Genomic DNA, 19,569 nt, shown 5'->3' on the forward strand with positions numbered 1-19,569 from the left:
ACCTCAGCTACTTTAAAAAATACTTTAGTGCTTGAATATCTTTAATTTCAACGTCGGCTAGCCCCTTATAAGCATAGTTTGCAGCTTGATTATTTAACCACAAAGATTGGCAGCCAGCGTTGTGCGCGCCGTGTACGTCAGTATCTAGACTATCACCAATATGTAAAATATGCTGTGGCTTTACGTTTAAATGGCTGCATGCTTGCTCAAACATGGTCGCGTGGGGTTTTGCTTTGCCATGAATGCCTGCTTGTAGCACCAGCTCAAACACACCATTTAAGTTAAACCGTTCTATTTCAACATTACCATTGGTTATAGCAATTAAACGGTAATGCTTACTTAGTTGTGCAAGTAATTCGAGAACGTCATTACCGACTGTGATCTGGCTGCGTGCATCGGCAAATGCTTGGTACGCATTATTGGCATGTTGTTCAAGCTCAGCGCCTTGATAGCCTAACTTGGCAAGTGCGACGCGAAGGGTGCTTTTCCGCCATTGTGTGACGTTATCGACAAGCACAGGGTCATCAATTGCAGCTTGTTCTCGGCATTGCTGCCAATAGTCTTTGCCTTGTGCCTGCCAGTTGGGGAGTGTGTTTAGGTAGTCAAATTGCGCTTGTACAGCCGCTTTGATGATTGGATGGTTGTTATATAAAGTGTCATCTAAATCAAAACTGAGTACAGAAAAAGGGGTAATGGCACGGTTAAAGCGGATCATATCAGCTCCTTGTTCGTTGGTATTTTAGCGTTTTTTAGCGCGAGGGTGAGTGTTGTCGTACACTTTTGCTAAATGTTGAAAATCTAAATGCGTGTACACTTGTGTTGCTGATAAGCTGCTATGTCCTAGTAACTCTTGTACAGCTCGTAAGTCGCCTGATGATTCTAGAATATGTGAGGCGAATGAATGGCGCAATTTATGCGGATGTACTTGGCTGCTAATACCTTGTTTTATACCCCATTCTTGCATGCGCAGGCGTACATGGCGGGCTGAGATCCTGCATTTTTTACTGCTGACAAAGATGGCCACTTCATCTGGGTGGGCAAATTGTGGGCGAAGTTTTAGCCACTTATTTAATGATTCGAGTGCTTTGCCGCCGACAGGTAACAACCGCTCTTTATTACCTTTACCTCTGACTAAAATCTCAGCTGAACTACGGTTAATATCTTGCAAGTTAGCGCCTACTAGCTCGCTGATCCTCAAACCAGAAGAGTACATTAATTCCATTATCGCTTGGTCACGTATTGCCAGCGGATCGTCGTCGTGAATATCAAGTAACCGAGCCATCTGATCGACATCGAGATTTTTCGGTAATGGCTTGGCAAATTTAGGCCCCTTGATTGCGTCTGCTGGATTATGGTAATGAGCTTGTTGGCTAGTATTTTTAGTTTTTAAAAATTTATACAAGCTGCGAATACAGCTAAGTTTTAAGCTAATTGTGCGCCCGCTTAATTGTTTGCTGCGCAGTTGCATACTGTAACGACGAATATGCTCGCCTTGCACATTTGACCAATCATTGCAAAGTTTGCTGAAATACAAAGCGGCAAAGCCAAGCTGGCTGGTGTATTGAATTATTGTGTGTGGAGAGTATTGTTTCTCAAATTTTAGGTAGTCGCTAAATTGTTGAATAGGCGTACGCCATGCATCGCTCAGCTGTTCGCAAAGTTCATCTATATCAGGCGGGAGCTGTTCGCTCATGCAAGTTCCTGTTCCAGCTCCAGCAATCTAAGTTGTAATGAGCGTACAAATTCAAGCACAAACAAACTGTCTTTTGCTGGTTCGAAGTGGTTAGGATCTTTACTACCAAACGCCAAAATAGCGATTGGGTGTTGACTGTTACCAATTAAATAGAGGGCGGTTGACTGGATCTCAACGTTAAACAGTAAGTCGCGCTCTTGCTGATTCACGCGACCTAGATAAACGCCGTCAGGTTGTAAACGATGAGCAATTAGCTTATCAAATTGACTTTCATACCTTAGCAAGTGACATTCGCTAATGGCAGGATTAGTGCAAATAATATTACGCAGGTTAATTGCTAAAGTTTTAAAGTCGTAGTTAGTCCACAGTTGGCGATGACATTCGCTAAACAGGCTATAAATGAGCTCATTTTCTTTGGCATGTGCAATTAAGGTGGCAATTTTACTCTTAAGCATCGTATTGTGCTCTCGTAATTGCCGTTGCTGAATATGTACTAATGAAGTCGCACCTTGTGCATGTTGCTGGAGCTCTAGTTGCGCCAAAAGGTCGTTATTTTGCTGCAAAAAACTAGGGTTTTCACGTAAAAAATCAGCAACTTGTTCAGGTGTAATATGACTCATAAAGCAACTTGTCCATCAAATACATGTTCAGCAGGGCCTGTCATCCTTACCGGGTGGCCTTCACCTTGCCAACGAATTTGCAAACTACCGCCAGGCAAATCGACCTGTACCGTGGTAGAGAGCTTACTTTGAATTTGGCCTATCACCATAGCGGCACAAGCGCCGGTACCGCAAGCCAGCGTTTCGTTAACGCCGCGCTCCCATACCCGCAGTTTAATATGCTCAGGGTTGATCACTTGCATAAAACCTACGTTAACCCGCTGTGGAAAACGTTCGTGGTTCTCAAGCAACGGGCCTAAAGTCGTTACATCTGCGGTGTTTATATCGTCAACTTCAAGTACACAATGCGGATTACCCATAGAGACTGCACCACTAAATACGGTATGTTCATCAGCACGAATAATATAAGTGAGTTCACGCTTAGTGGCTTTGAGCGGAATTTTGCTTGGTTCGAAATTTGGATGGCCCATATTTACTGTAACTTGGCCATCTTTTTCGATATACAACGTGAGGTTGCCTGATTTAGTCGATACAGTGACTTTATGCTTGTTGGTAAGGCCTTTCATCCGCACAAAACGAGCAAAGCAGCGAGCACCATTGCCACATTGTTCTACTTCGTTACCGTCGGCATTGAAAATACGATAATGGAAATCGAGATCGGGAGAGTAAGGCGCTTCAACCATCAATAGCTGGTCAAAGCCGATGCCGAAGTGGCGATCTGCCAGTTTTTTTATTTGGTCTCGTGACAAGAAAACGTTTTGTGTAATGTTATCAATCACAACAAAATCGTTGCCTAGGCCGTGCATTTTGGAAAAATTAACTAACATAGCGCTCTAATTCGGGTTGCTCTGCGCTAATCATGCCACAGAGCAGCCTCGTTACAAAAAGTTTATGGTAAAATTTTCTCACCTTGCCATAGACTTTCAAGAGTTTCACGAGCGCGGATCAAATGACTTTGCTCGCCATCAACCATAATCTCTGCCACACGAGGGCGCGAATTATAATTAGAGCTCATAGTAAAGCCGTATGCACCAGCACTGCGCTGCGCAAGTAAATCACCTTGTTGCAATGCCAACATGCGATCTTTACCTAAAAAGTCACCTGTTTCACACACAGGGCCAACAATGTCAAAGTTACAGGTTGGTGTGTCGTCATTACGCGGTGTTACCGGCACAATATTTTGCCATGCTTGGTATAAAGCTGGGCGCAACATATCGTTCATACCTGCATCAACAATTGCAAAATACTTATCTTGGTTTTGTTTAATAAACTCAACTTTAGTTACTAAAATTCCCGCATTGGCGGCAATGGCACGGCCTGGTTCAAAAATCAGCTCTAGGTGTTGGTAGTTGGTTAAGCGCTCGGTGATATGTGCCACATATTCACTCGGGTGTGGTGGGGTTTCACCGTTGTATGGTACGCCTAAACCGCCGCCAATATCTAAGTGGCTGAGTTCAATACCGTTGGCTTTTAAATCGTCAATTAGAGCCAGTACTTTGTCTAGCGCTTCGAGAAATGGTTTGATCTCTGTTAGCTGCGAGCCTATGTGGCAATCAACACCAGTGATTTTTAAACCAGGTAAAGACGCAGCATATTGATAAACGCTAACAGCGGTCAAAATATCAATACCAAATTTATTCTCTTTTAAACCTGTAGAAATATATGGATGAGTTTTAGCGTCGATATCTGGATTAACACGAATCGAAATAGGTGCGACCAAGTTAAGTTCGCTGGCAACCTGAGAAATGCGGTCTAGTTCAGATACAGACTCAACGTTAAAGCATTTAATACCCAGCTTTAGTGCATAGGCAATTTCGTCAGCTGTTTTAGCAACCCCTGAAAACACCACTTTTTTAGCATCACCACCGGCTGCAATGACGCGTGCAAGTTCCCCTTTGGAAACAATATCAAACCCTGATCCTAAACGAGCTAACACGTTTAACACCGCGATGTTTGAATTAGCTTTAACTGCATAACAGACTAAGTTTTTGTGATTGCTAGCAGCCTCGGCAAAGGCAAGGTAATGGCGCTCAAAGGTTTTACGTGAATAGATATAACACGGGGTGCCATATTGTGCTGCAAGCTCATTGACAGCGATGTCTTCAGCGTGCAGTTGATTTTTTTTATAGTCAAAAAAGTCCATTAGTGGTCCTGTTTCGATTCGGTTGTTGATGATGGTGTTTTGGTAGCGGGTGGCGCTACTTGTTCTTTTTGATTTGGTTCGACTTTATCGTCTGGTAAATACAATGGCCCGCTTTGTCCGCAACCAGCTAAAGCGATAAGAAGTACACTGAGTGGGGAAAGTCGTTTTAATTGTTTAAGATGCATCTCTTTCATTAGATTAATCGCGTTGCTGGCTTTATAATCGCAGATTAACAGAATATCTAAAAAATGCAGCTATTCGCGGATGAATTTATTCCTGTTACACTGTCTGCATGCAATTCGTACCGAATACCTGGCTAAATGCCCGTAAAAGGAAACAATTATGACTGATCATGAATACCACCAATTAGCCGAAGCACTTATGTTCACTATTGAAGAACAAGTGGATGACTGTGAAGCCGACTTAGACTATGAATCTGCCGAAGGTATTTTGGAAATTATTTTTGCGGATCGCAGTAAAATTGTCATTAATAAGCAAGCGCCTTTACATCAAGTATGGGTTGCGACTAAGTTTAATGGTCATCACTTTGAATTACGTGGTGATCAGTGGATTGATAACCGCTCAGGCGCTGAGTTTTGGCAATTTATGAATGAAGCAGCAACGCGTCAAGCAGGTCAAACTGTGCAGTGGCAATCAGAGTTATGAGTTTAGCGTTTGTAGAGTACCCAGCTAAGGGTGAACATAAAGCGACGATTATCTGGTTACATGGTTTAGGTGATTCAGGCGATGGTTTTTTACCTGTTGCCTCACAACTTGCGTTACCTGATGAGCTAGGTTTGCGGTTTGTGTTTCCTCATGCGCCAGTGCAACCGGTCACCATTAATGGTGGTATGGCAATGCGTTCTTGGTATGATATTAAATCAATGGATTTAGACAAACGGGCTGATGAAACTGGAGTTCGTGAATCAGCAGCTAAAGTTGAGCAGCTAATTAACCAAGAGCTTAATAATGGTATTGCTGCGGATAAAATTATTTTGGCGGGTTTTTCACAAGGTGGCGTTATTACGCTGCATTTAGCACCGCGCTTACAGCAGAAGCTGGCTGGTGTAATGGCGCTGTCGACATACATGTGCGTGCCTGAGAAATTAACCGCAGAAGCAAAACACACAGATTTAAATGTATTTATGGCTCATGGTAGTCAAGATCCAGTTGTTCCTTGTGAGGCTGGTCGTCATGCGTTTGATGTATTAACAGCGCATAACATGGAGGTAAGTTGGCAAGATTACCCAATGGGCCACCAGGTCTGTGGGGAAGAACTTTTGGCGATCCGTCATTGGTTGATTGCTCGCTTAAGTTAATAGTGTTGAGTAGCCGAGGCTAAAATGAAACAAAAAATAGTGATCACAGCAAATATGAGTCGTGCGGCAGCACCTATCGCCCCTGAAGTAACCTATCAATGGCACTGGAAGCGCATTGTGACAGTTATGTTATTAGTGGTATTTGCGTTAGTTATTTTTACTTATAGCCTATTAGGCTCGGTTAACGCAGAGCAGAATGAACAACAACCAACAGACAATCCGACTCCGTTAGTTAGTGAAGTCGTTGCAGATGAAGCCATACCACTTGCTACATCAGATAATGAAGGTGAAGAGCTTGAACCAGCCCCGGCAGCGCCCGTTATCGCAGCCGTTAGTGAAAACAACCAGGGTGATATTACTGCATTAGTAACTGAGCCAGAGCCACAAGTTGTTGCTGTGAGTGAGCCTGAACAAAGTGAGACTCCAGCAGTTAGCACTGTAGTTATACCTGATAGCAATGATGAGTTGCTAGAACAAAGTGGCGTAGCAGACCCCGTTGATAGCTTTGCCGATTCAGCACATGTTGCCAGTGTTGCACTTGGTGCACGAATTGATACTGACAAAGTAAGTCGTGCGGTACTGACGCGTGAAGTTGTGGATCGTGAACCTGTGAATGTATTTAAAGCAGATGTACGTTTCAATGAATTTACTGACACGATGGCATTTTTTAGCGAACTTAAAAATCTGCAAGGACAAAAAGTAAAGCATGTTTGGCGCTATGAAGATGAAGTGCAAGCAAGCATTGAACTTGATGTGACCTCTCCTCGCTATCGTACTTTCTCAAATAAAACTATTTTACCTGAACAAGTTGGCAATTGGCGCGTTGATGTTGTTGATGAACAGGGCCGTTTATTGGCACAAAAAGAATTTCGCATTTTAGCTGAGTAATTGATTAGCATATTTTAAGACTTAGCAAAGAAAATTAATTGGACTCCTTTTATGACTGAAAAAGTGACACAAAAATCTCAACTTATCCGTATTGCTACACGTAAAAGTGCCTTAGCATTATGGCAAGCTGAATTTGTAAAAGCACAACTTGAGCATTTCCATGCTGACCTTACTGTTGAGTTGGTGCCTATGTCGACCCAAGGCGATATTATTCTCGATACACCTTTAGCAAAAATTGGTGGCAAAGGACTGTTTGTTAAAGAGCTTGAACAAGCCATGCTAGATGGCCGTGCTGATATTGCCGTGCATTCGATGAAAGATGTACCGGTAGATTTCCCACAAGGTTTAGCATTACACACTATTTGTGAGCGTGAAGATCCACGCGACGCGTTTGTATCAAATAGCTTTGATAACATTGCACAGTTACAACAAGGTGCTATTGTTGGTACATCTAGTTTACGCCGTCAGTGCCAAATACGCGCATTGCGACCTGATTTAGAAATTCGTGATTTACGTGGTAATGTGAATACTCGTTTAGCTAAGCTTGATGATGGCCAATATGATGCGATTATTTTAGCCGCCGCTGGGTTAATTCGTTTAGAAATGCATGACCGTATTAAAGCCTTTATTGAGCCTGAGCAATCACTACCAGCCAATGGCCAAGGTGCAGTCGGTATTGAATGCCGTATTGATGATGAAGTAACCAAAGCGCTACTTGCACCACTGGAGCACAATGAAACACGCATTCGGGTAAATGCAGAGCGTGCCATGAATCGCCGTTTAGAAGGCGGTTGCCAAGTACCCATTGGCGCTTATGCTTTAGTTGATGGCGAACAAGTGCATTTACGCGGCTTAGTTGGTGCGATTGATGGCAGCGAAATATTACGCGCAGAAATCAGTGGTAAGGCAATTGATGCAGAACAACTGGGTGTACAACTGGCCGAGCAATTACTTGCATTAGGCGCAGATAAAATTTTAGCAGACGTATATAGAGACGCATAAATGTCACAGATCCTGATAACTCGCCCACATGGAAAAGGCGCTGACCTTGCGCAGCAACTGTCGCAGGAGGGTTATCAGGCGACCTTATTTCCGGTTTTAAAGATTGATTATTTCACTCCAAGCAACACCCAGCTCAGCCCTTTATTGAATGCCGATAAAATTATTTTTATCTCTCAAGATGCTGTTAATGCGCTGCTGAGCCTTAAGCCGGATATAAATACCAAAGCACAGTTTTATGCCGTTGGTGAACAAACCGCAGAAGCTATTTGGCAGGCGTTTGGCGTACGTGCCGCGGTCCCGAAGCAACATGATTCAGAAGGGTTGTTAACGCTTAAGTCATTACAGCAGATTGATGGGCAGAATATTGTTTTAGTGAAAGGCAAAGACGGCCGCCCTACTATTGCAAAGACTCTCAAGCAGCGTGGTGCATTTTTAAATAATTTAGTGGTTTATCAACGTAGCCCTGTTGAGGGGAATTCAACTGACTGGCTAGACCACTGGCAAAGCATTGATGTTAAAGGTATAGTCATAACAAGTAATGCGGCCGTTGATGCGATTTTTCGCCAGCTCAGCGTACAGCAACTAGAATGGTTAAGACACTGTCAGTTTTATGTTGCCAGTGCTCGCATTAGCGAACACCTTGCGGCGCAGCAGATTGACTCGGCAAATATACACATTGCCGCGGGTGCAAGTGATAGCGCAATGTTTACTTGTATCAGCGAAGGTACCCTTATGAGTGAAGATAAACAGCCAACATCTCAGCCTGCTGACACAAAGGCAGCACAAAGCAGTACAACCAAAGTGAATGCGAAGGTTGCAGACTCTCCTTCGGCAACAAAAAAAGACTTTGCTATGAATCAAAAAACAAACCCAACTAACAAACAAAAAGTAAGTAAAACTGGCAGCTTAGCATTATTAATTTCGTTGATTGTGGCATCTGGTGTGGGTTATCAGTTTTATCAAAAATTAAATACGCAGCAGCAAGCCAATCAATTGATCAATCAGCTATCAGCTGACAATCAACTACTTAGTAAGGAATTACAAGTCGTTAAAGTTGCTCAGCAAACCTTGCAACAAGCGTTGTTTAATAGCGAGCAAAAAGTGACCGCAGCTTTAGCTGCAAGCAAGACTGAAACACAGCAGCAATTAGAAAGCGCGTTACAGCGAGCAGAGCAACAAGCGTATAGCCTTAACCCACAAGAAGTAACCAGCTTGCAGCGTATGGCTGAGTTTAAATTGTGGGCTGAAAAAGATTACCAAGGTGCAACGGCCGTACTAACTCGCTTAGATACGTTACTTGCCGAACATCCGGGCACGGGCGCTATTCGCCAAGCGATACACCAAGACTTGCAAGCACTTAGCACCGTTGAACCCGTTGCGATAGAAGCAATTTATTTACAGTTACATGGCCTGCTAGGACAAATCGATAAACTTGTTTTTAATGCTGTAGCATTACCACAAGAAGTGGAGCAAGAAGGACAGCATGCATTGAGTGAAAACGTCAGTGATTGGCAGCAAAACTTAGCTAATTCTTGGCATCAATTTAAAGATAACTTTATTAAAATTCGTCAGCGTGAAGATATTGCTATAGAGCCATTATTGACAGAGCAAGAGCGTCACTTAATTCAACAACGATTAAGCTTATATTTAGCACAAGCGCAGGATGCACTGTTGACGAAACAAGCCAGCGTTTATTTTACGGCACTGAGCCAGGCTGAAGTATTAGTAAAAGATTATTTTAAACACGATGATGCGCTAACTAAAAGTACGCTTAAAGCACTGCAGGAGCTGAGCAAGGAACAATTAAACTTTAGCCCATCTATCACCTTGCAAAGTACTGAGCAGGTCAAGGAGTGGGCAAAATGATCCGCTTAATATTAGTTATTTTAGCTATTGCAGTTTTACTTGCTGTATCACCTATGTTGATAGGTGAAGTGGGTTATGTATTAATCTCGTTTAATCAAACCACTATTGAAGGATCGATCGTCGCATTTTGCGCGACCATTTTGGTTATCGCGCTCGGTTTATATTTAACTTATAAACTTATTCGCTATATATGGTCTATGTACAGCAATACTCGTCATCGTTTTTTCGCTCGCAGTGAGGAGCGTAAACAAGCCGCGATAGAGCAAGGTGTTTGGAGCTTAGTAAATAGCGACTATGAACAGCTTGAACTGGCGCTTGCCAATAACAGTGTGGCAGAGCCTTGGCAGGATCTACGTCATGCGATGCTTGCTAAAGCAGCGCTACAAAATAATGATGCCAGCAAAGCAATCGAACAGTTAGATAAAATTAGTCCAGACAATCAGCTTAAAGCTGCCAAGTTATGGCTTGCCAGTGGTGACAGCAGTACTGTAACAGGTGAATTGAAAGCCTTGGCAGAAGCTAAAAAAGCCACCGCCTTGGAACTAAAACTGTATGCCGAAGTACTTGTACAACAGCAAAAGTGGGCTGCGCTTGAGCAGTTTATGCCGCGTTTACTGAGTAAAAAAGCGTTAACTGACAGCCAGTGGTCGATATTATTAACCAGCTATTTTATGGCACAACCAGAATCGCAATTAACCGATAAGTATCAGCAACTATCTAAAAACCTAAAAGTTAAAGCGCATAGCTGTTACTTAGCTGCGATGGCAAAAGCAGGACGCCTAAATGAAATAGAGCTAAGCTTATTAAAAATGCTGAAAAAACCAGAGCAGCACAACGAGCTTGCTCAGGTTTTAAAAGTATCAGCGCCTGGGGATGCACTTAAATTACAAGCAAGTTTACAAGATGCATTGAAGAAAGACCCAGACAATCAAGCATTGTTACTCGCGCTTGCTTGTCTGGCGAATGCTCATGGTGAATACGATCTCGCTGCGCGGGTATTTGATAAAGCGTTAACTCGAGAAAATAGCAAAGCATATTTGGCCCAAGCCCAGCTTAGTTATAGTAAAAGCGCACAACCACAAAAAGCACTCGATCTATATTTGTAAGGCGTAGTGTTATCCATACCAGCAAGGGAGCGTCAGAGCATTGAAAAATATATTTACTCTGACGTTTAGTCTTGCTTTTACTTATTTTATTACCGGCTTCTTTAGTAACTCCTTACTGGCAATCGATGGTTATGCGGTTGCTTCTTGGCCGCCGTCAGGTATTGCACTGGCTGGTTTTTTATTGTGTGGGCGACGTGCTTTTTTAGGTATTTTACTGGGGGCACTGCTTACTAATTTAATTCATCTCGACCGCGTTGTAGACATTTTACATTGGCAAGTGTTCTTACAAGCCTTACTGGTTTCACTAGCTGCAATATTACAGGCTTGGCTAGGTTGTTTTATTATAATTAGAATAATCAAAGCGCCATTAGATTTATCTTCTTTAAAGCACAGTGTGCAAAGCTTAATCATTGCCGGGCCTGTTTGCTGTGTTACAGCAGCTGCTATTGGCACTAGTTTATTAGTCTTTAATAATGTAATTCCTGTGCATGTTGCCTTTGATAACTTTGTCGCGTGGTGGATTGGTGACAGTATTGGGGTGTTAATATTTACGCCATTAATACTCGCCGCGTTTAATTACGCGCAGATGCGTCACCGTTTACAAGTTATTTTACCGGCGATACTTATTTATATAGTGATCAGTATCAGCTTTTATGCGGCAGCCAGCGTTAAAAGAGATAAAGATATTCAAAAGCAGGAAGCGAAGGTTGCAGAAGTGCAGTCAGAAATAAACCATAAATTAGATGAGATTACCGGGCACTTAGCATTACTTTCAACTTTCTTTGCCAGTAGTGATGGAGTAAGTAATGATGAATTTGAGCGTTTTACTTCAAAACAGCTGGATTACAGTAATGAAATTCTCGCCTTTGAATGGGTGCCTTACGTACCTGCAGGGCAAAGTCGTGATTATCAACAGAGCGTTCGCCAGCAGCAAGCTGAGCAAAGTAAGTTTTACATTAAAGAGCAGTCTTCAGCAGGACACTGGCAGCCCGTTAGTGAGCGAGATGTTTATTACCCAGTGCAATACACCTATCCAATTATAGGTAATGAAGAGATTATTGGTTTTGATTTAGCGTCGAGCAGTCAGCGCCGCAGCGCATTAATGTTGTCAAAATCATTGAATGAATTAGTGGTTACTGAGCCGATTAAGCTATTACAGAATAAAACGCGTGAGCAAGGCGTGCTGTTTATTAGCCCAGTATTTAATGATCTCAATACACATGTAGATTTTAGAGGGTTTGTGGTCGCGGTGGTGAGCGTGGCGCGCTTAGCAAATACCTTACAATTTAATCATCACAGTCAAATAAGTGCGCATTTTTATGATGCCACGGATGCAAAAAATAGATTATTAATTTATCGTACTGATCGTACCGATATAGAACTGTTACATGAATATCAATTAGAGCTTGGTGAGCGAATTTGGCAAATACAACTACTTGAACCAAAAACACAAACCTCGTGGATAATGTATTGGTTTGCACAAATATTAGGAATGCTATTTGTTTGGTTGCTGATCACCTTTTTAATTTCAGTAACAGGCACTAATATTCAGGTACGGGAGCAAGTCGCTCAACAAACACGTGTTTTACGTCAAGAAAAACAAAAAGCAGATGAAGCCAGTCAGATCAAAAGCCAGTTTTTAGCTAATATGAGCCATGAAGTACGCACTCCAATCAATGGTATTAAAGGGCTGCATTATTTAGCATTACAGCAGCAAGATTGGCAACAAGCTCGCCGTTATATAGAGCAAGCTGATGGTGCATTGAGTGTGCTGTTGAGGGTATTAAATGACGTTCTGGATTTTTCTAAGATGGAAGCTGGAAAACTGGATTTAATGCAAGAACCAATAGCATTAGATAAGTTACTTGATGAGATAATTAATTTGGTGCAATTTGAAGTCGATATTAAGTCGCTGGAATTAATTTTAGAAATCGATAGTAATATTGAGCCACAGTTAGATTCTGATCCAATACGGTTAAAACAAGTGCTGCTTAACTTATTAAACAATGCGATTAAGTTTACCGCAGCAGTAGCTATTACCTTAAAAGTGTGGCAGCAGCAAGATAGCTTATATTTTAGCGTCAGTGACACGGGTATTGGTATTAGCCAAGCAGCGCAACAGCAGCTATTTCAACCTTTTGCTCAAGCTGATAGCTCAACCTCGCGACAGTTCGGTGGTACTGGATTGGGATTAAGTATTTGCAAAAAGTTGGTTGAATTAATGGGTGGCACGATAAGCCTAGCGAGTAAAGAAGGGCAGGGCTCAACGTTTACCTTTACTTTACCGCTCAATTCACCGTTGGTTAAAGTAGAGCAATTAGAGCCGCAATTTAATGATATTGATACAAGCAAATTATCTTTTGCTGGATTTAAAATATTATTAGTCGAAGATAACCCGCTAAACCAACATGTTGCTACTGCGATATTAAAAACCAAAGGTTGTATTGCTGATGTGGCCTGTGATGGTTTTGAGGCCATAGAGAAAGTCTCTGAAACACGTTATGATTTAGTGCTAATGGATATTCAAATGCCGAATATGGATGGCTTGCAAGCGACCAAAGTGATCCGTTATGAATTATTTATGCATCAGTTGCCTATTATTGCTTTGTCTGCAAATGCCCATGAGGACGATGTTAAAAAAGCGCTCGCGGTCGGTATGGACGGTTACTTAACAAAACCAATAGATGCAGAAAAGCTATTTAAAACCGTGTGGCACTACTTACATAAAGATGTTTAACGCCATGGTTCACTTCGTAAATTACTGTTTTGTGTTTTTTTATTGTTATAGGCTGACATATGACCTCAATAATACGCACAAAATCATCTAAACTTGAATTACCGATTTAAGTGCGTATCATCCGCGCAAATTAACTGAACTGAGTGCTAATTATGATCAATAAAAAACTCCCTTTGCTAGATATCCATCGCCACCTTGACGGTAACGTTCGCGCACAAACGATTCTTGATTTAGGTCGTCAGTTCAATATCCAGCTGCCCGCTGACAACGTTGAAGCACTTATTCCGCATGTACAAGTTATTGATCCTGAGCCCAACCTAATGGCTTTTTTACAAAAGCTTGATTGGGGCGTTGCTGTATTGGGTGACTATGATGCCTGTCGTCGTATCGCGATTGAGAATATTGAAGATGCTCAAGCGCAAGGTTTAGATTATGTTGAGCTGCGTTTTAGTCCTTACTACATGGCGCAAAGTTGTGGTTTACACCCGCAAGGAGTGGTAGAAGCGGTTGTTGATGGTATTAAAAGTGCCACTCAAAACAGCACTGTAAAAGCGAATTTAATAGGTATTATGTCGCGCACTTACGGCACTAAAATTTGCCAACAAGAGCTTGATGCATTACTCGCGTTTAAAAATGATTTAGTTGCAGTGGATTTAGCCGGCGATGAAATTGGTTTTCCAGGCGAATTATTTGTTGATCACTTCAAGCAAGTAGGTGATGCTTATTTAGCGGCGACTATTCATGCAGGCGAAGCGCTTGGCGCGGCAAGCATTTGGCAGGCGATTAACGAGCTAGGTGCAGGACGTATTGGTCATGGTGTTAAGGCGATTGAAGATACAAAATTAATGGACTACCTCAGAGATAAGCGCATTGGTATTGAGTCGTGCTTAACCAGTAACGTGCAAACCAGCACCGTGGCAAGTTTAGACGTGCACCCACTGAAACAATTTTTAGACCATGGTATTTTGGCCTGTATTAATACTGATGATCCAGCTGTTGAAGGCATTGAAATTGAGCATGAATACGCGATTGCGGCACCTGCGGCAGGGCTAACTCAAGCCGACATGGAAAAAGCCCAAGCTAATGCACTAGCAATAGCTTATTTGAGCGATGCTGAAAAACTACAACTCAAGCAAGCCGCTGCCGCACGATAAAAAGGCCGTTAGGCGTATTTATGCGCCTCTGGTTTTTATTGGCAACTTAGGTAGTTGTCATACATTGCTTTGAGAATATCACTGCGGCCAATCATGCCTATCACGGTGGTCCCTTCAACAACGGGGTAGTTTTTTGGCTTTCCCGTTTTCATTTGCTCTGCAAGTTCTAAGATGTTGGTGTCGGCATTGACGGTAACAACTTCTGTTTGCATCAGTTGTGCAACTTTCACTACACCATCACAAAAATAGCTATTCTGCATTAATGGTTTTAGTAATTCCTGCTCAGAAATAAAACCCACTAAACATTTATTATCATCAAACACGGGAGCGCCCAGTAGTTTAAACTTTTGTAATTCTGCTATTGCTGTCGTCATTTCTGTTTCAGGGGTGATATGTGGCAGTTTACGCTGCATAAAATCTTTTACTTTGGTGTTCAACATTTGGGTCTCTCCCCGTTAATTACTTAACTATAAGTATGGTTAACGAATGAGTTTTTGTGAAATTGTTTATGCTGATTAGTTTGATAGTTAAAAACAATCATAGCTTCTTTTAACAAGGAAGTTACTCATCTGGCTTGGCCTGATATTTAGCCTCGATTAATGCCATATAATGGGCTAAGTTTTTTTCCGGGGTCGTTTCAAACTCGTTGCTAAGAGCGACAATGCTTTGAATGCGATCTAAGCGAAACTCGCGATAGTCACAGCGTAACTGACAATAAGCAATTAACGTCCACTTGGCACCCCAATACACAAGGCCTAAAGGGTCAGCAATACGATGGCTCGGTTGTTGGTTAGCGTCAAGGTAATCAAATTCAATGCTGGTTTTATTAGCAATTGCTTGGCGCAGTAATAAGGTTGTTGCTTGGTGACTTTTTCCATGATGGAAGCCTGATACTAAGTAAGGAAGCTGCTCTACTTGTTGCTTTAGTTGTTGTGGTAATACAGCATTTATTTTTGTGATAGCAGCTTGTGCCTTAGCTGCAAGTTGCGGATCGGTCCAAGCACTGACCATTTTGCTGCCCAGCAATAGTGCTTGTAACTCTTCTAAGGTAAACATCATTGGCGGTAAATCATAATCGGCAATTAGATAGCCTGTGCCTGCCTCACCTTCAACGGGTACGCCGGAACTCTGTAAATGCTGAATATCACGATAAATTGTTCGCTGAGATACCTGTAATTTATTGGCAAGTTCGTTTGCAGTGATCGCAAAGCGGCGACTCTTAAGTATGTTTACCAATTGAAATAGCCGCTCTGATTTATGCACTGCTTTTCGTTCCTTAAAATAAAGCTACTAGCTTTGCTGACAAGCGGTTTGGCTAAGTACTTCGTATTTAACTAACTGCACACTTTGTTTTTCTATTAGTTTAGCAAACTGTTGGCAGGTTTCATTTTCAGAAAAAGCATCACTGACTCGCTTGGCATCTGCTGGCGTAGCAAAATATATAACATCAATGTAATCTGAGGTATCTGGTTGTTTAGCAAGTGAGCGATAAAGCACACCCGGTTGTTGGTCGATAAAGTTTTGAAATGCGTTATTAGCGATATGAAATTGCGCTAACTTAGCGTTAGTGTTGAGTTTAAAATTAACAACTTCAATTACGTTACTGGTCATCATAGTTCTCCTTATTTAAGAAGAGCTAAGTAAATCATAGCAGGCTGTCAGGGAGTGTCAGTAATGCAATCGCAGCTTTAAGTTAATGTTTGCTGGGCAACTTCTTTACTGTATTTTTCAAAGTCTGAGAGGTGTTTATTAATCACGGCAATAATGATATCTAAATTTAAAGTTTGATAATCGTGCACGGCAATATTACGCAAACCAACCATTTTTTTAAGTGCTGTGGCGCTATCGGTAGAGATCAACCCTGCATTAGCAATTAACTCAAAGCTATTGCGCGCTGATTGTGGAATGCCTAGTTTATGATATTTGATGAGTATATTGGCAATATCAATGCATGCTTCACAGGCGCGTTGCAAGTTTAATATCACAGAATCTTGCTTCGTGTAGCTTTGTTTAAATTCAAGCTCATTCGTAAATTCATCATTAATACGGCCTAAGCAGCGCTTAATCGTCGAGAGCTTATTAATAATTACGTCTTGCATGTTAGTTATACTCATTTTTGAAATCATTAATAATTTCTTGCCTGTCTTCTTGCAGACGGCCATACATACTATAGATTTGTGCCGCGTATGTAATGTCAAATACTGATTCACCAAATAACTTTTTACCAGTTGATATCACTTGCATCTGCAACACGGTTGATGCCGAGTTTAAGTCAACGAGGTCAATATCAGTATCCAGGTCTATAGCAAGTTGTTGAGCAATATTAAAGCGTAGGACATTATCTAAAGGTTGGAGTGACATAATCGCGATATCAATATCACTATTGTTGTTGGCGGTCCCTTTACTATGAGAGCCAAATAAATAGATCAGCTTTATGCCTTCAATATGTTTAAGTAAAAAGGTCACAATACGCTGTTCGATTGCTGAAGTCATAAAACGGCACTGATTTTATTTATTAAGTTAATTGAGTATAACTTTAAAGGATAGGATTTGTATATTTAGTAAAATCACTATAAAAAGCGCCACCGGGCGCTTTTTATAGTATGTATGTTACTTTATAAATGCAAATGCATCGGCATACATGTTCTCACGAATAGCGCCATGGGCCAGGAAGTCATCGCGAACGATACCAATCATATCAAAGCGACCGGCCATGTAGATGTCGTAAGGAGCAAGTGACACTATATCGCTCATAACTGCTTTGTGTACATAGCCAGTATGACCTGTCCAGCTGTCGCTTGGGTTTTCAACCACAGGAATAAACTCAAAATTTTTGCGGCTATCAGCCCATGCTTGCATTTCAGTATGCGCATAAAGGGCTGATTCTTCACGGACGCCCCAATAAAATAACACAGGGCGATCACACTCAATTTCACTTAAATGATCGGCCATTGATTTAGCGTATGAAAAGCCTGTGCCACCGGCAAGTAAAATAATTGGTCTTTCGCATTGTAAGCGTAATTGTGAAATACCTAAACCAGCTTCAATGGTCACTAAGCTTTTATCTGCATATGCTGCACGTAAATGCTCAAGGGTTTGCATTGCATATGAATCAACGGCAGATGCGCCGATGTGTAGTTCTAGTTCATCGCACTGTGAGGGGCGGCTGGCAATTGAAAATGCGCGCTTGTCTTTTTCGCCTAGCACTACTTGCAAATATTGACCAGCTTCAAAGGTGACGCTTTCAACAGGTTTTAAAATAACTTTGTGAACAAATTCGGTTAATGGGCTGATAGCGACAACTTCAGCGTGTAATGTTTGCATGTTTTACCTTAAATTAGCGGATACGCACTTTATTTGAACAATAATAACATATCCGCATAGTGAGTTTATAGCCTCTAAAAGAGCTGTTAAAGAATATCTAAGCTTTGCCAGATTTCATCGACGCGATCTTTAGTCGCTTGATCCATCACAATGGGTTCGCCCCACTCACGAGTGGTTTCGCCGGGCCATTTATTAGTAGCATCCATACCCATTTTTGAACCAAGACCTGAAACAGGTGATGCAAAGTCTAAATAATCAATTGGCGTGTTTTCTATGAGAGTTGTATCGCGGGCGGGATCCATTCGTGTGGTGATAGCCCAAATTACATCATTCCAATCGCGTGCGTTGACATCATCATCGCAAACAATGACAAATTTAGTGTACATAAATTGGCGCAAGAACGACCATACGCCCATCATCACCCGTTTTGCATGACCAGGATATTGCTTTTTCATTGTTACGACAGCCATGCGGTAAGAGCAACCTTCTGGCGGTAAGTAAAAATCAACAATTTCAGGAAACTGCTTTTGCAAAATTGGCACGAACACTTCGTTAAGTGCAACACCTAAAATAGCCGGTTCATCTGGCGGGCGGCCAGTAAAAGTGCTGTGATAAATTGGATCTTTACGGTGTGTCATATGAGTGACGGTCATCACCGGGAAGTCATCGACTTCGTTATAATAACCAGTGTGATCACCATATGGGCCTTCAGGTGCCATTTCGCCAGGCATAATATAACCTTCAAGCACGATTTCAGCACTGGCAGGTACTTGTAAATCGTTTGAGATGGATTTAACCACTTCAGTTTTGCTACCGCGCAGCAAACCCGCAAAGGCATATTCACTTAAAGTATCAGGTACTGGCGTGACCGCACCTAAAATAGTCGCAGGATCAGCCCCTAATGCTACCGACACTGGATAAGGCTGGCCTGGGTTTTCTTTACACCATTCTTGAAAATCAAGCGCACCACCACGGTGTGATAACCAGCGCATGATGATTTTATTTTTGCCAAGCAACTGTTGGCGATAAATCCCAAGATTTTGGCGCTTTTTGTAGGGACCTTTAGTGACGGTTAAACCCCATGTTATTAATGGCGCTACATCACCTGGCCAGCAGTGTTGGATAGGAAGCTTCGTTAAATCAACATCATCGCCTTCAATAATAACTTGCTGGCACGGTGCTTTTTTTACTTCTTTGGCAGGCATATTTAATACTTGCTTAAAGACGGGGATTTGACCAAATGCTTCTTTTAAGCCCTTTGGTGGTTCTGGCTCTTTTAAAAATGCTAGCAACTTACCGACTTCACGTAGTTCGCTGACATCTTCTTTACCCATACCCATAGCGACACGTTCTGGGGTGCCAAATAAATTAGCCAATACCGGAATATCATAACCTTTCGGGTTTTCAAACAGTAAAGCAGGGCCTTTAGCACGCAAGGTACGATCGGCAATCTCGGTCATTTCTAGATAAGGATCAACTTCTTGTTGAATGCGTTTTAACTCACCTCTTTTTTCAAGTAAATCGATAAAATCGCGCAGATCTTTGTATTTCATTATGGGCCGCTTTAAAGCTTAAAAAGACTGCTGGCATTATACTTAAATAAAAGGGTTAAGCGAATTTCTGAGCTGTTTTAAGGATCATTTCAATGAGGAATTTAGTACATTTTTGAATGAGTAAGCTATAGTTTAGAGCAAATGTTTGAAGTGAGTTTTTAATG

At 41.8% G+C, this 19,569-nt stretch carries 21 protein-coding genes; 8 read left to right on the forward strand and 13 right to left on the reverse strand.

Going from position 1 to position 19,569, the window contains the following annotated elements; genetic code table 11:
- Nucleotides 1-7 precede the first annotated feature (7 nt).
- The 6 genes from V7783_RS06810 to lptM form a co-directional block, all read right to left on the reverse strand.
- Nucleotides 8-715: an HAD-IA family hydrolase gene (locus V7783_RS06810; protein ID WP_335678082.1), complete on the reverse strand. Its 708-nt coding sequence runs from the start codon at nucleotides 713-715 to the stop codon at nucleotides 8-10.
- 24 nt (nucleotides 716-739) lie between these two features.
- Complete coding sequence (locus V7783_RS06815; protein WP_064666838.1) at nucleotides 740-1,693, reverse strand: tyrosine recombinase XerC; 954 nt, start codon at nucleotides 1,691-1,693, stop codon at nucleotides 740-742.
- The gene (locus tag V7783_RS06820) at nucleotides 1,690-2,313 is read right to left on the reverse strand and encodes a DUF484 family protein (protein WP_064666839.1); all 624 of its coding nucleotides are present in this window, start codon (nucleotides 2,311-2,313) and stop codon (nucleotides 1,690-1,692) included. The genes V7783_RS06815 and V7783_RS06820 overlap by 4 nt, the downstream gene beginning before the upstream one ends.
- Complete coding sequence (gene dapF, locus V7783_RS06825; protein WP_064666840.1) at nucleotides 2,310-3,140, reverse strand: diaminopimelate epimerase; 831 nt, start codon at nucleotides 3,138-3,140, stop codon at nucleotides 2,310-2,312. Before dapF ends, V7783_RS06820 begins: the two co-directional genes overlap by 4 nt.
- Nucleotides 3,141-3,202: 62 nt before the next feature.
- Nucleotides 3,203-4,456: a diaminopimelate decarboxylase gene (gene lysA / locus V7783_RS06830; protein WP_335678083.1), complete on the reverse strand. Its 1,254-nt coding sequence runs from the start codon at nucleotides 4,454-4,456 to the stop codon at nucleotides 3,203-3,205.
- Nucleotides 4,456-4,650: an LPS translocon maturation chaperone LptM gene (gene lptM / locus V7783_RS06835; RefSeq protein WP_192540837.1), complete on the reverse strand. Its 195-nt coding sequence runs from the start codon at nucleotides 4,648-4,650 to the stop codon at nucleotides 4,456-4,458. The genes lysA and lptM overlap by 1 nt, the downstream gene beginning before the upstream one ends.
- 148 nt (nucleotides 4,651-4,798) lie before the next feature.
- Between lptM and cyaY the strand changes: the two genes are divergently transcribed.
- The 8 genes from cyaY to add all read left to right on the forward strand — a co-directional run bounded on the left by cyaY (nucleotide 4,799) and on the right by add (nucleotide 14,528).
- Nucleotides 4,799-5,122: an iron donor protein CyaY gene (gene cyaY, locus V7783_RS06840; protein WP_064666843.1), complete on the forward strand. Its 324-nt coding sequence runs from the start codon at nucleotides 4,799-4,801 to the stop codon at nucleotides 5,120-5,122.
- Nucleotides 5,119-5,775, forward strand: coding sequence for an alpha/beta hydrolase (locus V7783_RS06845; protein ID WP_192540838.1), 657 nt, complete (start codon nucleotides 5,119-5,121; stop codon nucleotides 5,773-5,775). The genes cyaY and V7783_RS06845 overlap by 4 nt, the downstream gene beginning before the upstream one ends.
- Nucleotides 5,776-5,799: 24 nt before the next feature.
- Nucleotides 5,800-6,663: a DUF2914 domain-containing protein gene (locus tag V7783_RS06850; protein WP_335678084.1), complete on the forward strand. Its 864-nt coding sequence runs from the start codon at nucleotides 5,800-5,802 to the stop codon at nucleotides 6,661-6,663.
- Nucleotides 6,664-6,726: 63 nt separating this feature from the next.
- Entirely contained in the window at nucleotides 6,727-7,665 is a 939-nt protein-coding gene (gene hemC, locus V7783_RS06855; RefSeq protein WP_335678112.1) for a hydroxymethylbilane synthase, read from the forward strand.
- Nucleotides 7,666-9,531, forward strand: a complete 1,866-nt coding sequence (locus V7783_RS06860) for a uroporphyrinogen-III C-methyltransferase (RefSeq protein WP_335678085.1) — start codon at nucleotides 7,666-7,668, stop codon at nucleotides 9,529-9,531.
- Entirely contained in the window at nucleotides 9,528-10,637 is a 1,110-nt protein-coding gene (locus V7783_RS06865) for a heme biosynthesis HemY N-terminal domain-containing protein (protein ID WP_192540841.1), read from the forward strand. The genes V7783_RS06860 and V7783_RS06865 overlap by 4 nt, the downstream gene beginning before the upstream one ends.
- 40 nt (nucleotides 10,638-10,677) lie before the next feature.
- Nucleotides 10,678-13,374, forward strand: coding sequence for a CHASE domain-containing protein (locus V7783_RS06870; RefSeq protein ID WP_335678086.1), 2,697 nt, complete (start codon nucleotides 10,678-10,680; stop codon nucleotides 13,372-13,374).
- A 152-nt stretch (nucleotides 13,375-13,526) separates the two neighbouring features.
- Entirely contained in the window at nucleotides 13,527-14,528 is a 1,002-nt protein-coding gene (add, locus tag V7783_RS06875; protein ID WP_335678087.1) for an adenosine deaminase, read from the forward strand.
- Between the two features lie 35 nt (nucleotides 14,529-14,563).
- Here add and V7783_RS06880 read toward each other — a convergent pair whose 3' ends face one another.
- The 7 genes from V7783_RS06880 to ubiD form a co-directional block, all read right to left on the reverse strand.
- Nucleotides 14,564-14,968, reverse strand: a complete 405-nt coding sequence (locus V7783_RS06880; RefSeq protein WP_335678088.1) for a CBS domain-containing protein — start codon at nucleotides 14,966-14,968, stop codon at nucleotides 14,564-14,566.
- 121 nt (nucleotides 14,969-15,089) lie between these two features.
- Nucleotides 15,090-15,791 (reverse strand): helix-turn-helix transcriptional regulator, encoded by a 702-nt coding sequence (locus V7783_RS06885; protein ID WP_335678089.1) that lies wholly within the window; start codon nucleotides 15,789-15,791, stop codon nucleotides 15,090-15,092.
- A 27-nt stretch (nucleotides 15,792-15,818) separates the two neighbouring features.
- On the reverse strand, nucleotides 15,819-16,142 hold the full coding sequence (locus V7783_RS06890; protein ID WP_335678090.1) for a hypothetical protein: 324 nt from the start codon (nucleotides 16,140-16,142) through the stop codon (nucleotides 15,819-15,821).
- A gap of 74 nt (nucleotides 16,143-16,216) precedes the next feature.
- Nucleotides 16,217-16,642, reverse strand: coding sequence for a type VII toxin-antitoxin system HepT family RNase toxin (gene hepT, locus V7783_RS06895; protein ID WP_335678091.1), 426 nt, complete (start codon nucleotides 16,640-16,642; stop codon nucleotides 16,217-16,219).
- The gene (gene mntA / locus V7783_RS06900) at nucleotides 16,629-17,021 is read right to left on the reverse strand and encodes a type VII toxin-antitoxin system MntA family adenylyltransferase antitoxin (protein ID WP_335678092.1); all 393 of its coding nucleotides are present in this window, start codon (nucleotides 17,019-17,021) and stop codon (nucleotides 16,629-16,631) included. Before mntA ends, hepT begins: the two co-directional genes overlap by 14 nt.
- Nucleotides 17,022-17,138: 117 nt before the next feature.
- The gene (gene fre / locus V7783_RS06905; protein ID WP_335678093.1) at nucleotides 17,139-17,852 is read right to left on the reverse strand and encodes an NAD(P)H-flavin reductase; all 714 of its coding nucleotides are present in this window, start codon (nucleotides 17,850-17,852) and stop codon (nucleotides 17,139-17,141) included.
- Nucleotides 17,853-17,938: 86 nt separating this feature from the next.
- Nucleotides 17,939-19,405 (reverse strand): 4-hydroxy-3-polyprenylbenzoate decarboxylase, encoded by a 1,467-nt coding sequence (ubiD, locus tag V7783_RS06910; RefSeq protein ID WP_335678094.1) that lies wholly within the window; start codon nucleotides 19,403-19,405, stop codon nucleotides 17,939-17,941.
- Nucleotides 19,406-19,569 lie beyond the last annotated feature (164 nt).

Origin of the sequence: Pseudoalteromonas sp. (assembly GCF_036960685.1) — a bacterium.
In the GTDB taxonomy this organism is placed as follows: Bacteria; Pseudomonadota; Gammaproteobacteria; order Enterobacterales; family Alteromonadaceae; genus Pseudoalteromonas.

Coding starts and splice junctions, on each gene's coding strand:
- V7783_RS06845 (WP_192540838.1), top strand. CDS start 5,119: ATGAGTTTAGCGTTTGTAGAGTACCCAGCTAAGGGTGAACATAAAGCG.
- fre (WP_335678093.1), bottom strand. CDS start 17,852: ATGCAAACATTACACGCTGAAGTTGTCGCTATCAGCCCATTAACCGAA.
- lysA (WP_335678083.1), bottom strand. CDS start 4,456: ATGGACTTTTTTGACTATAAAAAAAATCAACTGCACGCTGAAGACATC.
- cyaY (WP_064666843.1), top strand. CDS start 4,799: ATGACTGATCATGAATACCACCAATTAGCCGAAGCACTTATGTTCACT.
- mntA (WP_335678092.1), bottom strand. CDS start 17,021: ATGACTTCAGCAATCGAACAGCGTATTGTGACCTTTTTACTTAAACAT.
- V7783_RS06815 (WP_064666838.1), bottom strand. CDS start 1,693: ATGAGCGAACAGCTCCCGCCTGATATAGATGAACTTTGCGAACAGCTG.
- add (WP_335678087.1), top strand. CDS start 13,527: ATGATCAATAAAAAACTCCCTTTGCTAGATATCCATCGCCACCTTGAC.
- V7783_RS06880 (WP_335678088.1), bottom strand. CDS start 14,968: ATGTTGAACACCAAAGTAAAAGATTTTATGCAGCGTAAACTGCCACAT.
- V7783_RS06865 (WP_192540841.1), top strand. CDS start 9,528: ATGATCCGCTTAATATTAGTTATTTTAGCTATTGCAGTTTTACTTGCT.
- V7783_RS06860 (WP_335678085.1), top strand. CDS start 7,666: ATGTCACAGATCCTGATAACTCGCCCACATGGAAAAGGCGCTGACCTT.
- V7783_RS06820 (WP_064666839.1), bottom strand. CDS start 2,313: ATGAGTCATATTACACCTGAACAAGTTGCTGATTTTTTACGTGAAAAC.
- V7783_RS06810 (WP_335678082.1), bottom strand. CDS start 715: ATGATCCGCTTTAACCGTGCCATTACCCCTTTTTCTGTACTCAGTTTT.
- V7783_RS06850 (WP_335678084.1), top strand. CDS start 5,800: ATGAAACAAAAAATAGTGATCACAGCAAATATGAGTCGTGCGGCAGCA.
- ubiD (WP_335678094.1), bottom strand. CDS start 19,405: ATGAAATACAAAGATCTGCGCGATTTTATCGATTTACTTGAAAAAAGA.
- lptM (WP_192540837.1), bottom strand. CDS start 4,650: ATGAAAGAGATGCATCTTAAACAATTAAAACGACTTTCCCCACTCAGT.
- hepT (WP_335678091.1), bottom strand. CDS start 16,642: ATGAGTATAACTAACATGCAAGACGTAATTATTAATAAGCTCTCGACG.
- V7783_RS06890 (WP_335678090.1), bottom strand. CDS start 16,142: ATGATGACCAGTAACGTAATTGAAGTTGTTAATTTTAAACTCAACACT.
- dapF (WP_064666840.1), bottom strand. CDS start 3,140: ATGTTAGTTAATTTTTCCAAAATGCACGGCCTAGGCAACGATTTTGTT.